This window comes from Streptomyces sp. MBT53 (genome assembly GCF_016654115.1).
GTDB lineage: Bacteria > Actinomycetota > Actinomycetes > Streptomycetales > Streptomycetaceae > Streptomyces.
This window is the reverse complement of the sequence record NZ_JAEQAZ010000211.1, coordinates 1-13,550: the sequence shown is the minus strand read 5'-3', so window position 1 is coordinate 13,550 and position 13,550 is coordinate 1. Positions and strand designations below refer to the sequence as shown.

The 13,550-nt window shown below is 70.6% G+C and carries 9 protein-coding genes; 8 read left to right on the top strand and 1 reads right to left on the bottom strand.

The genetic code is table 11. The features are described from left to right. From JHN45_RS43625 to JHN45_RS43610, 4 genes are all read left to right on the top strand, one after another. The coding region (locus tag JHN45_RS43625; protein WP_201054872.1) for a WD40 repeat domain-containing protein at positions 1-2,776 on the top strand (2,776 nt) is incomplete at its 5' end. Between the two features lie 155 nt (positions 2,777-2,931). Next, entirely contained in the window at positions 2,932-3,783 is an 852-nt protein-coding gene (locus tag JHN45_RS43620; protein WP_201054871.1) for a C40 family peptidase, read from the top strand. 245 nt (positions 3,784-4,028) lie between these two features. Then, positions 4,029-6,086 carry an elongation factor G gene (gene fusA, locus JHN45_RS43615; protein WP_201054870.1) on the top strand — a complete coding sequence of 686 codons (2,058 nt, stop codon included), beginning with the start codon at positions 4,029-4,031 and terminating at the stop codon, positions 6,084-6,086. 334 nt (positions 6,087-6,420) lie between these two features. Continuing rightward, positions 6,421-6,747: a putative quinol monooxygenase gene (locus JHN45_RS43610; protein WP_200716024.1), complete on the top strand. Its 327-nt coding sequence runs from the start codon at positions 6,421-6,423 to the stop codon at positions 6,745-6,747. Positions 6,748-6,799: 52 nt separating this feature from the next. On the opposite strand, the gene JHN45_RS43605 is transcribed toward JHN45_RS43610, so the two are convergent. Next, complete coding sequence (locus JHN45_RS43605; protein ID WP_200716025.1) at positions 6,800-8,566, bottom strand: coagulation factor 5/8 type domain-containing protein; 1,767 nt, start codon at positions 8,564-8,566, stop codon at positions 6,800-6,802. 210 nt (positions 8,567-8,776) lie between these two features. On the opposite strand from JHN45_RS43605, the gene JHN45_RS43600 reads away from it, so the two are divergent. Genes JHN45_RS43600 through JHN45_RS43585 form a run of 4 tightly spaced genes read left to right on the top strand, consistent with a single transcriptional unit; the run spans position 8,777 to position 13,359 of the window. Beyond that, positions 8,777-10,093 (top strand): ABC transporter substrate-binding protein, encoded by a 1,317-nt coding sequence (locus JHN45_RS43600; RefSeq protein WP_201054869.1) that lies wholly within the window; start codon positions 8,777-8,779, stop codon positions 10,091-10,093. An 8-nt stretch (positions 10,094-10,101) separates the two neighbouring features. Further along, the gene (locus JHN45_RS43595; RefSeq protein ID WP_200716027.1) at positions 10,102-11,097 is read left to right on the top strand and encodes a carbohydrate ABC transporter permease; all 996 of its coding nucleotides are present in this window, start codon (positions 10,102-10,104) and stop codon (positions 11,095-11,097) included. Further along, entirely contained in the window at positions 11,090-11,950 is an 861-nt protein-coding gene (locus JHN45_RS43590; RefSeq protein WP_078532652.1) for a carbohydrate ABC transporter permease, read from the top strand. The genes JHN45_RS43595 and JHN45_RS43590 overlap by 8 nt, the downstream gene beginning before the upstream one ends. A gap of 50 nt (positions 11,951-12,000) precedes the next feature. Further along, positions 12,001-13,359, top strand: a complete 1,359-nt coding sequence (locus tag JHN45_RS43585; protein WP_200716028.1) for a GH1 family beta-glucosidase — start codon at positions 12,001-12,003, stop codon at positions 13,357-13,359. The last annotated feature ends 191 nt before the right edge of the window (positions 13,360-13,550 follow it).

Below are 13,550 nucleotides of genomic sequence, written 5' to 3'. Positions count from 1 at the left end.
CCCCTCCACCACCCCCGACGACACCCCCTCCGGCGCTCTGCCCCTCGTCTCCCACGCCCTCCTCGCCACCTGGCAGCAGCGCGAGCACACCACCCTCACCGTGGCCGGGTACGAGCGCACCGGCGGCATCCAGGGCGCCGTCGCCCGCACCGCCGAGACCGTGTTCGCCCAGCTGTACCCGGCCGAGCAGAAGACCATCCGACGCGTCCTGTCCAGGCTCGTGCACGTGTCCGACGAGGGGAGCGCGGCGACCCGCCGCCGGGCCGACCGCGGCGCCCTGATGGAACAACTCGCCGACGCCGACGCCGCGTCTGCCGCCCTCGACGTCTTCGTGCAGGCCCGGCTGATCACCGTGGACCACGACACCGTGGAGATCACCCACGAGGCCCTGCTGCACGCCTGGCCCCGGCTGCGCGACTGGATCCACGCCGACCGCGCCGGACTCCTCATCCACCAGCAGCTCGCCCACGCCGCAGCCGAATGGGAGCGCGAGCACCGCGACCCGTCCGCCCTCTACCGCGGCACCCGCCTGGACACAGTCCGCTCCTGGGCCGACGACCTCGACGGTCGCGCCCGCCTCGGCCCCCGCGAGGAGGCCTTCCTCCGGGCCAGCCAGGCGGAGGAGGACACCCGCCGACATCTGGCGAGACGTCAGATCCGGTTGCGCCAGGCCCTGTTCGCGACCCTCGCCGTCCTTCTCGGCCTCGCCGTGACAGCCGGCGCGCTCGCCTACCAGCAGCGCGCCAGTGCCCTCGACCAGGAGCGCGTCGCCCGCTCCCAGGCCCTCGCCGTACAGTCCACCTCGCTGGCCGGCAGCCAGCCCGAGGCCTCCATGCTGCTCGCCGAGGAGGCCTACCGCGCCGACCACACCCCCGAGGCCCGCGGCGCCCTCCTCAGCACCCAGGCCCAGGCCTTCTCCGCCCGCCTCGCCGGCCGGCACGGGCCGGTCAACGCGGTCGCCTTCGCCCCCGACGGCAGCCTCCTCGCGACGGCCGGCGCGCACGGCACCGTACAACTGCGCCGCACCGCCGACCACCGCACCACCGCCACGCTCAGCCTTCCGGGACGGGTCCGCTCGGTCGGCTTCGGCCCCGACGGGGCCACCGTCGCGGCGACGTCCTCGGACGGGCCGGTACGGATCTGGGGCACCACCGACCACAAGCTGCGGACCCTGCTGCCCGCGAGCACCACAGGCGCCCGCGCGCTCGCCTTCGACCCCCGCGGCCGTACCCTCGCGGTCGCCGGCGAGGCAGGAACGGTCCAACTGTGGGACCTCGCCGCGGAACACCCCTCCGTGGTGCGCCTCGTCGGGCACACCGGCCGGGTCAACACGCTGGCCTACGCCCCGGACGGACGGACCCTGGCCTCGGCCGGAGCCGACCGGACCGTACGGCTGTGGGACACCGACCGGGGCCGCCCGCTCGCCGTGCTCAAGGGGCACACCGACGAGGTGCTCGGGGTGGCGTTCGCGCCGGACGGGCGGAGCGTGGCCTCCGGGGGCGTCGACCGGACCGTACGCCTGTGGGACGTGACCACGCACCGGGCCACGGCGACCCTGACCGGACACAGCGACGACGTCAACGCGGTCGCCTACACGCCCGACGGCAGCACGGTCGTCAGCGCGGGCGGCGACGGCACCACCCGGCTGTGGGACGTGCGCACCGGACGGCCGGCCGCGATCCTCGCCGGGCACACCGACTACGTGATGTCCGTCGCCGTGAACGCCACCGGCACGACCCTGGCCACCGGCGGCTTCGACCAGTCGGTGGTGCTGTGGAACCTGCGCGGCCCGGTGCTGAGCGCCCGTCCGTTCACCGAGGTCTCGCAGGCCGTCTACAGCCCGGACGGCACCCTCCTGGCGACCGCCGACGCGGACCACACCGTACGGCTGTGGGACGTGGCCCGGCACCGGGTCGCGGCCACGTTCACGGGCCTCCGCGAGAGCGTGTTCTCGGTGGCGTTCGCCCCGGACGGCCGCACCCTCGCCTCGGCGGGCTCGGACGGCACGATCCGGCTGTGGGACGTCCGCACACACCGCCTCCGGGCGACCCTCACCGGCCACACCGGGGACGTCTTCTCCGTCGCGTTCGCGCCCGACGGCCGCACCCTCGCCTCCGCGGGCGCCGACCGCACGGTCCGCGTCTGGGACCTCGCGAACCGGCGCCAACTCGCCGTTCTCGAGGGCCACTCGGACTCCGCCAACGATGTCACGTACAGCCCGGACGGCCGCATCCTCGCCAGCGCGGGCGACGACCTGACCGTCCGCCTGTGGGACATGGCGACCCACCGTCCGCTCGCCACCCTCACCGGCCACACCGGCGCCGTCCGGGGCGTGGCCTTCAGCCCCGACGGACGGACCCTGGCGAGCAGCAGCAACGACGGCACCGTCCGCCTGTGGGACGTCCGCCACCGCCGCTTCGAGGCCTCCCTCACCGGCCACACCGGATCGGTGCGCGGCCTCGCCTTCTCGCCGGACGGCCATCTCCTCGCCAGCAGCGGCAGCGACCGTACGGTACGGCTCTGGGACGTGTCCGGGCGGCGGCCGTGGGCCACGCTCACCGGACACACCAACGCGGTGTGGGGCGTCGCGTTCGCGCCCGACGGCCGGACCCTCGCCAGCAGCAGCAACGACGGGACCGTACGGCTGTGGGACCTCGACCCCGGCGCGCAGCTCACCCGGATCTGCCGGCTGCGCACGGCGATCGGTCCCGAGGAACGCAGGACACTGCTGCCGGGACTGCCCGTGCCCTTCACCCCCGGGTGCGCGAAGCCCTGACCGGGGAAGGGCGGGAGCCCCAGGTGGGAGGGGGTTTCCCGAGGGTTTCCCGTTGCCCTTCGCAGTGGGGTGACGGCGGGTCCTCGACCGCCCGGGGACCCGTCGGCAGGCTGGTGCCCGACCACTCACCGACCACGGAAGACGGGGGTCCCGGCATGCTCCGGCGGACCGGAATCATCGGCACACTCCTCGGGCTCTTCGCCCTCCTCCTCTGGACACCCGCGGCCGTCGCCGCCCCGGACGCCCCGGCGGCGAGCGGCTGCGGAGTCCTCGCACCCGGCGCCTCGGCCGCCGCGCAGAGCGCGATCGCCGCCGCCTGCGCCCAGGTCGACGAGGGCACCTGGTACACGTGGAGCGGCGGCCACGGCGACCAACCGGGCGCCACCCTGGGCAAGCCCGACGGCCAGGACCCGGCCAGCGACCAGGACGGCACGCGGGTCGGCTTCGACTGCTCGGGCCTGGTGCGCTACGTCTACGCGCAGGCCGCGGGCGGCGACATCCTCAACGGCGACGCGAGCCGGCAGTTCTACACGACCCGCGCCGCCGCCCGCTTCACCGCGGCCCAGGGCGAGGCCCCGCTGCTGCCCGGCGACCTGCTCGCCTACGGCGACTCCGCGGACCTGCACCACATCGCGATGTACCTCGGCGCGGGCAAGATGGTCGAGGCCAGGCAGTCCGGCACGCATGTGATGGTCAGCGACGTCCGCCTGGGCGGCGACTACTTCGGGGCCGTCCGTATCAACACCGGCGCGGTGACCGGGCATGTCTTCCGGACCTGGGGCACCGGCGTCTGGACGAAGACGGCACCCTCCGTCGGCGCGGGCCGCGTCTACGCCTTCCCGGACGCGACCTCCGTCCGCGTCGAGTGCCAGAAGCACGCGGAACTCGTCACCTCGGACGGCTACACCAACGACGCGTGGTCCTACCTGCCCGACTACAAGGCATGGGTGACCAACATCTACATCCAGGGACCGGCCTGGCTCGACGGCGTCCCCACCTGCGCCTGAAAAACCACGTGCCCCACCCTCGCGGGCTTCCCTACACTCGCCACAACCGTTGACGAGTGAGGGGAGCCCGCCGTGCGTGACCGCACCGCCGTGATCCTCCTGTCCTCGTCCCTCCGGTACCCGCCGCGCGGCCGGTACCGGACACCCGTGACGAGCAGCTGAGCATCCGACTCCACGTCAACTCTCTTTCCTCGTACGGGAATCGCGCCGCCCTGCACGGAATCACTCTCGAAAGGCCACGGGCCGTGCGCACCGAACGCCCTGTCACCAACCCGCTCACCGCCGTCCGCAACCTGGGCATCCTCGCCCATGTCGACGCCGGCAAGACCACCGTCACCGAGCGGTTCCTCTACCTCACCGGCTCCACGCACAAGCGCGGCGAGGTCCACGACGGCACCACCGTCACCGACTTCGACCCCCAGGAACGCGACCGCGGCATCACCATCTTCGCCGCGGCCGTCAGCTGCGCCTGGGACGGCCACCGCGTCAACCTCATCGACACCCCGGGACACGTCGACTTCGCCGACGAGGTGGAGCGCTCGCTGCGCGTCCTCGACGGCGCGATCGCCGTGTTCGACGCCGTCGCGGGCGTGGAACCGCAGAGCGAGTCGGTGTGGCGCCAGGCCGACCGGTACGGCGTGCCGCGCATCGCCTTCGTCAACAAGCTGGACCGCGCGGGCGCCGACCTCGACACGGCCGTCGCCTCCATCCGGGAACGGCTCCATCCGGCGCCGCTGGTGGTGCAGTTGCCGATCGGCACGGAGGACGGCTTCACCGGAGTCGTCGACCTGCTGCGTCTACGGGCGCTGGTGTGGGCGGACGTTGACGGTCCGGTGGCCGAAGTCCCGGTCCCGGACGACCTGTTGGCGGAGGCGCGGCGGCGTCGACGGCTGCTGGAGGAGGCGGTGGCGGAACTGCATCCGGGCGCGTTCGAGGAGTTCTGCGCCGAATCCACCCTGTCCGCAAGGACGTTGAGCACGGCCCTGCGCGACCTGACCCGCACCGGCGACGGTGTGGTCGTGCTGTGCGGCTCGGCCTACCGCAACCGCGGCATCGAACCGCTGCTGGACGCCGTGGTGGCGTACCTGCCCTCGCCGTCGGACGTGCCGCCGGTACGGGGAACGTACGACGGCGGCGCACAGGAACGGGCGGCCGACCCCCAAGTGCCGTTGTCCGCCCTGGCGTTCAAGGTGAGCGCGGCGGGAGCCGGACGGCTGACGTACCTGCGGATCTATTCGGGCACGATCGAGAGAGGAGACACGGTGTGGGACCCGGGCACACGACGCACCGAGCGGATCGGTCGCATCCTGCGGGTCCAGGCCGACCGGCACGAACGGCTGGAACGGGCGGTCGCCGGGGACATCGTCGCCGTGGCCGGACTCAAGTCCGTCCGCGCCGGCTCGACCCTGTGCGCACCCGACGCCCCGATCCTCCTCGAACCGCCCGCGGTCGCCGACCCGGTGGTCTCCGTGGCGGTCGAGGCCCGCAGGAGCACCGACACCGACCGGCTGACGTCGGCGCTCGCCCGACTGGCCGAGGAGGACCCGTCGTTGGTCGTACGGACCGACACCGAGACCGGTCAGACGGTCCTGTCCGGCATGGGCGAACTGCACCTGGAGGTCGCGGTGGAGAAGATCCGCCTGGCCACCGGGGTGGAGGTCGACGTCGGCCGCCCCCGGGTGTCCTACCGGGAGACGGTGGCGCGCGGGGTGTCCGGTTTCGTGTTCCGGCACGTCAAACAGGACGGCGGCGCGGGCCAGTTCGCGCACGTGGTGCTGGACGTCGAACCGCTCGAAGGGTGCGATTTCGTGTTCCGCTCGGCGGTCGTCGGCGGGCGGGTGCCGCAGGAGTACGTCCGCTCGGTGGAGGCGGGCTGCCGTGACGCCCTCGCCGAGGGGCCGGTCGGCGGGTTCCCGGTGACCGGGCTGCGCGTCACGCTGACCGACGGGGCGACCCATGTGAAGGACTCCTCGGAGCAGGCGTTCCGCACGGCCGGCCGCCTCGGCCTGCGCGAAGCGCTGCGCGCCTGCGAGACGGTCCTCCTCGAACCGGTCGCCGAGGTCACGGTCACTGTCCCCGAGGACGCGGTTGGAACGGTCCTGGGCGACCTGTCCGCCCGCCGCGGCCGGATCACCGCCTCGACGACCCGCACGGGCTCCGCACTCGTCACGGCGACCGTGCCCCTGGCCGAACTCTTCGGCTACGCGACGAGGTTGCGCAGCCGGACCCAGGGCCGCGGCACGTTCACGGCCCGGCCGACGGGGTACGCACGGGTGCCGGGCGGGGTGGCGGTCGCCCGGTAGCGGCGCATGGGCGGGAGGCGTCTCGGTTCGGGGGCGCCTCCCGCTTCCCGTTCCCAAGTCTCGGAAAGGCGGGTGTGGGGGTGAACTCCAAGCCCGTGCAGGGCGGTTGCGCGGCAGCGGCAGCGGCAGCGGCAGCCGGAGGCGGGGCCCGAGGGACGTTTCTCGGACCCCGCCCGACGGGGTGTGCGCCGGCACCGGGCGCGGGGTGAACCGCCCGCTGTCCGCCCTCGGAGGGGAGGTGTCCACGGTGGGGCATCTCCCGCCGCCTGCCCGTGGGGGGCACGCTCGGGTCGGTACGTTTCCGCGTGCCGGCCCGACAACCCAGGAGCACCGCATGATCTTCATCGCCGTACGGTTCCCCGTCCGCCCCGAGTACCGGGACGAATGGCTCGACCGGGTCGCCGAGTTCACCGCCGCGACCCGGGCCGAGCCCGGCAACCTGTTCTTCGACTGGTCGGTCGACGCGGTCGATCCGAACCGCTTCGTGCTGCTGGAGGCGTTCGCGTCACCGGAGGCGGGCGCGGTCCATGTCGCCTCCGAGCACTTCAGGACGGCCATCGCGTGGATGCCGGACGTCGTCGCCGCGACGCCCGACATCATCCACGTCGAGGCGGAGGGCGACGGCTGGTCACCGATGGCGGAGATCACGCCACGGGGATGACGGTGGCGGGTGCGGACCGGAGGGGGAGCTCCGGCCCGCACCCACCACGACCTCAGGGGTACGACACCACCGTGGACGGGATCGTCGACGTGCCCGAAGTCGCCGCCCCCGTCTCGTTGATGACGTGTTCGTACTGGCCCTGCCCGCCGAGCGAGACGACCAGCAGGTCGTGGAACTTCACGCCCGAACGGTTCGGCGCGGCGAAGCCGTTGTGCTGCACGATCGTCGGGTCGACGTTGTAGTAGCAGTAGCTGCCCAGACCCCAGCCCTCGTGCACGGTCACGTTGTCACCGACCTTGTAGGCCGCGTACCCCTTGATCGAGCCGTTCTGGATGGCCGCCTGGTTCGGGGCGTCGTACGCCTTCTCGTTCTGGAAGAAGATCGTGCGGCCCCGCTCGCCGTTCCACTGCACGTCGTACTTGTTGAAGTGCTCCACGAACAAGCCGGTGGCCAGCACGTCGGCGCCGTTGACGAGGAGGCCGTAGTCGGCCCGGTTGGTGTCCCAGCCGATGCCCGTGCCGTGGTCGGCGCGCCAGAGCCAGGTGTGGTCGACGATGGTGTGCCGGTTGTTGATGACCATGCTGGTGGTGGCCTTGCCCGCGCCCGCGCCGCCGATGCGGACGAACACGTCCTGCACGGTGGTCGGGTTGGCGGAGTGGTCCGTCGTCGTGCCCGAAGGGCCCACTTCCAGCAGGGTGTTGGAGTTGACCGTGCCCGCGTCGATCAGGAACCCGGCCAGCCGTACACCGTCCACGTCGGCCGTCTTGAGGGCCGTGACTCCGTTGTCGGGGACGAGAGTTGCGTAACCCAGGCCCAGGACAACGGTGTTGGCGCGGTTCACCTGGATCGGCTGGTCCAGGTGGTAGATGCCCGGCGTCAGCAGGAGGTGAAGTCCCTGCGTGAGCGCCTGGTTGAGGGTCGCGGCCGTGACGCCCGGCTTCGCCACGTAGAACTGCGACAGCGACAGCGAGGTGCCGCGCGGGGTGCCGTTGCCCCAGGTCACACCGCTGGCGTTGGTGCGCTTCTCGGGCAGGAAGACGCGGTACTCCGTGCCGTTGAGGTAGAGGAAGGGCTTCTCGCGGGAGACGGGGGTCGTGGCGAGCGTGGTGTACACCGGGTTCGGGAAGCCCTGCGCCGGCGCGCCCTGGACGCCCGAGAAGACCATGTTCCAGACGCCGTTGAGCCAGCTGCCGATCACGCTGTCCCGGGTGTACCACTGCTGCTGCGAGTACGGCTGGACCTGGCCGTCGATCCGGCTGTCTGCGATGTAGCCGCCGGAGGCCCAACCGTAGCCGTTCGGGGAGAGGTTGAGGCTGCCGCGCACATGCATACGACGGAAGGGGGCCGCCTGAGCCACGGCCCACCTGTTGGTTCCGCTGACGGGCACGAGCGCGAGGTTCTCCGCCGAACGCCAGAAGTTCTGCGTGGCGTTGCCGTTGAACCAGCCCGCGTCGACGGTCACGTCGCCGTTGATCGTGGTGTCGTCGGGGGAGAGGCCGAGGCCCGCGATCGAGGTGTAGAAGCCGAGCTGGGCGTTGAGCCCGGAGTAGGTGCCGGGCTTGAAGAAGAAGGCGTAGCGGCCGGTGCCGAACTGGGCGGTCTCCTGCTGGGCGAAGACCTGGTCCAGCTTGGCCTGGATGCCGGCGGTCGACGGGTCGAAGACGATCACGTTGGGGCCGAGATCGCCGCCACCCGGAAGAGCAAGTGGCTTGTTCGCGGCGGGAGTTGCGGGGGCGGCGGATGCGGTTGCGGGCAGCCCGGCCAGGGCGGACACGGCGGCGGCCGCACCGAGGACGGTTCTGCGGGGCACTGAGGACATGTCGCGGCTCTCCTTGTTCATGAAATGAACGCCGGTGGGGTTGGGAGCGCTCTCTCGCGACGGAATGCTTCAGGTCCGTGAACGCGGCCGTCAAGAGATAGGACCGAGTTCGACGAGTGGCGTCCAAACTCTTGACGCTTCTGGCTTCCGAGGTTTAACTCACGTCCTAAATTAAGTCGTGAGTGCATTCCCTGAAGGGACACCCGGAGTATGCGCAGCATCCGAGCCGCGGCCGTAGGCGCCGTCACCATGTCAATCGCCCTGGCGGCCACGGCCTGCGGAGGCGGTTCGTCCACGGGTGGGGGATCCAACGACTCGCCCAAGACGCTCACCTACTGGGCCTCCAACCAGGGCGCCAGCATCGAGATCGACAAGAAGGTCCTGCAGCCCGAGCTCGACAAGTTCAAGAAGCAGACCGGCATCACGGTGAAGCTGGAGGTCGTGCCCTGGTCCGACCTCCTCAACCGGATCCTGACCGCGACGACTTCCGGCCAGGGCCCCGACGTCCTGAACATAGGCAACACCTGGAGCGCCTCGCTGCAGGCCACCGGCGCCTTCCTGCCGTGGAACGCGGCCAACTTCGCGAAGATCGGCGGCAAGGACCGCTTCGTGGACTCCGCGCTCGGCTCGACCGGCGCCGTCGGCAAGGACCCGGCCGCCGTCCCGCTGTACTCGATGGCGTACGCGCTCTACTACAACAAGCAGATCTTCGCCGACGCGGGCATCTCCCAACCCCCGGCCACCTGGGTCGAGTTGGTCGCCGACGGCAAGAAGATCCAGGCGAAGGGCAAGCAGGTCCTCGGTGCCGAGGGTGCCAACGTCTCGGAGAACATCCACCACACCTTCGTCTTCGCCAAGCAGCACGGCGCCGACTTCTTCACCGCCGACGGCAAGGCCGACTTCACCAACGACGGCGTCGTGGCCGCCGTCAAGCAGTACGTCGACCTGATGGCCAAGGACAAGGTCATCCCCGTCGGCAACGCCGAGTACGCGCAGAACCAGTCCGTCAGCGACTTCGCCAAGGGCAAGACGGCGATGCTGATGTGGCAGTCCGCGTCCGCGAACCTCAAGTCGCAGGGCATGAGCGACAGCGCGTACGGCATCGCCCCCATACCCGTGCAGTCCGGCACCCCCGGCACCGGCGCCCAGGTCAACTCGATGGTGGCCGGCATCAACCTCGCCGTCTTCAAGAACACCGACAACCTCGACGGCTCCACCAAGTTCGTGAAGTTCATGACGAGCGACGCCGAGCAGAAGATCCTCAACACCGCCTACAGCTCCATCCCGCCGGTGAAGGCCGCGCAGGAGGACACGGCGTTCAACACCCCGGCGAACTCCGTCCTGAAGAACACCCTCGCCACCAGCGCCGCCGCGCTGCCGCAGGTCGCCGACGAGTCGCAGTTCGAGACGGCGGTCGGTACGGCCGTCAAGAACCTGTTCGCCGACGCCGCCGCCGGACGCGCGCTCACCACCGCCTCCGTGAAGGCGGAGCTCGAAAAGGCCCAGCAGCAGATGCCGGCGAAGTGAGTGCGACTGTGACGAGCACTGTCACCCCGGAGGCCGCCGTGCGGAAGAACCCTTCCGACCCGGCGGCCCCCGGCCCGCGCCGGCGGCGCGGCGAACGGATCCGCCGTATCGGACTGCCCTACCTGCTGCTCCTGCCCGCCCTGATCCTCGAACTCCTGGTCCACCTGGTGCCGATGGTCATCGGCATCGTCATGAGCTTCAAGGAACTCACCCAGTTCTACATCCGTGACTGGGGCACCGCGCCCTGGTCCGGCTTCGACAACTACAAGGTGTCGGTGGACTTCAGCGCCCCCGTGGGCAAGGCGCTCCTCCACTCCTTCTTCGTCACCGTCGGCTTCACCCTGCTGTCGGTCGCCTTCTGCTGGCTGATCGGCACGGTCACCGCGATCTACATGCAGGACAACTTCCGCGGCCGTGGCTTCCTGAGAGCGCTCTTTCTCATCCCGTACGCGCTCCCGGTCTACGCGGCCGTCATCACCTGGGTGTTCATGTTCCAGCACGACAACGGCCTGGTGAACCACGTCCTGCACGACCAACTGCACCTCACCGACAAGCCGTCGTTCTGGCTGATCGGCGACAACAGCTTCTACGCGCTGCTGATCGTGTCGGTGTGGAAAGGCTGGCCGTTCGCCTTCCTCATCGTGATGGCCGGCCTGCAGAACATCCCCAAGGAGCTGTACGAGGCCGCCTCCATCGACGGCGCCGGCCTCCTGCAGCAGATCCGCCGCATCACCCTGCCGTCGCTGCGCCCGGTCAACCAGGTGCTGGTCCTGGTGCTGTTCCTGTGGACGTTCAACGACTTCAACACGCCGTACGTCCTGTTCGGCAGGTCGGCCCCCGAGGCCGCGGACCTCATCTCGGTGCACATCTACCAGGCGTCGTTCGTCACCTGGAACTTCGGCACCGGCTCGGCGATGTCGGTCCTGCTGCTGCTGTTCCTGCTCGTCGTCACCGGCGTGTATCTCGTGTTCACCTCACGCGGACGGAAAACCGCCGATGTCTAGCCCCACCTCACCCATGGCCCCGCCCCGCTCCTTCATCTGGTCGCGGCGGATCTTCCTCACCCTGCTCACCGGCTTCGTCCTGGTGCCGGTGTACGTCATGCTCTCCAGCTCCCTGAAACCGCTCTCGGACGTCACCGGCAAGTTCCGCTGGCTGCCGAGCGGGCTCACGATCCGCCCGTACATCGACATCTGGTCGACGGTCCCGCTCGCGAAGTACTTCATGAACTCGCTGATCGTGTCCGTCGCCGCGACGGTCTGCTCGGTGGTCATCGCCGTCTTCGCCGCGTACGCCGTCAGCCGCTACGAGTTCCGCGGCAAGCGCGTCTTCACGGTCACCGTCCTGTCGACCCAGATGTTCCCCGGCATCCTCTTCCTCCTCCCGCTGTTCCTCCTCTACGTCAACATCGGCAACGCCACCGGCATCGCCCTGTTCGGGTCGCGCGGCGGCCTGATCCTGACGTATCTGACCTTCTCGCTGCCCTTCTCCATCTGGATGCTGATCGGATACTTCGACTCCGTCCCGAAGGACCTGGACGAGGCGGCGCTGGTGGACGGCTGCGGTCCGCTCGGCGCGCTGCTGCGCGTCGTCGTACCGGCCGCGATCCCCGGCATCGTCGCGGTCGCCGTCTACGCCTTCATGACCGCGTGGGGAGAAGTCCTCTTCGCCTCCGTCATGACGAACGACTCCACCCGCACGCTCGCCGTCGGACTCCAGGGCTACTCCACGCTCAACGACGTGTACTGGAACCAGATCATGGCCGCCTCGCTGGTCGTCAGCGTGCCCGTGGTCGCCGGCTTCCTGCTGCTCCAGCGCTATCTCGTCGCCGGGCTGACGGCGGGCGCCGTCAAGTGACCGACCCGACCGACTCCACTGACAACTCCGCTGACCGTAAAGGGACTTCAGTGACCATCGACTTCGCCGCACTCCCGCACGACTTCCTGTGGGGCACGGCCACCGCGGCGTACCAGATCGAGGGAGCCGTCGCCGAGGACGGGCGTTCGCCGTCGATCTGGGACACCTTCTCGCACACCCCCGGAAAGATCGACAACGACGACAACGGCGACGTCGCCTGCGACCACTACCACCGCTGGCGCGAGGACATCGGCCTGATGCGCCAACTCGGCGCCAACGCCTACCGGTTGTCGATCGCCTGGCCCCGGGTCCTCCCCGGCGGCGACGGCCCGGTCAACCCCAAGGGCCTCGCGTTCTACGACCAGTTGGTGGACGGACTCCTGGAGGCGGGCATCACCCCCTCCGTCACCCTCTACCACTGGGACCTGCCCCAGGCGCTCCAGGACCGCGGCGGCTGGCCCGAGCGCGCGACCGCCGAGCACTTCGCCGCCTACGCGTCGGTCGTCGCCGAACGCCTCGGTGACCGCGTCACCCACTGGACGACCCTCAACGAGCCCTCCTGCTCGGCGTGGATCGGCCACCTCGAAGGCAAGATGGCACCGGGTTGGACCGATCTAACGGCGGCCGTCCGCGCCTCCTACCACCTGCTGCTCGGGCACGGCCTCGCCGCGCAGGCGATCCGCGCCGCCGCCCCGAACGCCCAGGTCGGCATCGTCAACAACCTCTCCACGGTGTACCCCGCCAGCGACCGTGACGAGGACGTACAGGCCGCCCGCAGGCAGGACGGCCACGTCAACCGCTGGTGGCTCGACCCGGTCCACGGCCGCGGCTTCCCGGCCGACATGGTCGAGACGTACGGCGTCGAACTCCCGGAACAGCCCGGCGACTTGGAGACCATCGCCGCGCCTCTGGACTGGCTCGGCCTGAACTACTACTTCCCGGCGACCGTCGCCGACGACCCCACCGGCCCCGCCCCCTACACCCGCGCCGTGCGCCGCACCGGCGTCCCGCGCACCGGCATGGACTGGGAGATCGACGCCTCCGGCATCGAGACCCTGCTGCTCCGCCTCACCGAGGAGTACGACCCGCGCCGGATCTACGTCACCGAGAACGGCTCCGCGTTCCCCGACGTCGTACGCCCCGACGGCACCGTCGACGACCCGGAGCGCCAGGACTACCTGGTCCAGCACCTTGCCGCCTGCGCCTCGGCCGCCCGTAAGGGCGCCCCGCTGGCCGGCTACTTCGCCTGGTCGCTGCTCGACAACTTCGAGTGGGCGTACGGCTACGAGAAGCGCTTTGGACTGGTCCACGTCGACTACGACACCCAGGTCCGCACCATCAAGGGCACCGGCCACCGGTACGCGGAGATCATCCGCGACCACCGCAGCAGGGCGCGGCGCGCGGCCTGACCGAGACCGCCCCGGTGGGTGCGGGCGGGGGAGCCCGCGCCCGCCGGGGCATCAACGGCCCCAGTAGCCCCATGACCCGCCTCGGTTCCATTGGTTCCATCGGTCTCGTCGAACCTGTGAATGTCATGTGCACGACAGCACGAGTACCCCCTGAAGGAGACCCGCGCCTCAAGGAGAATCTCAATGATCGT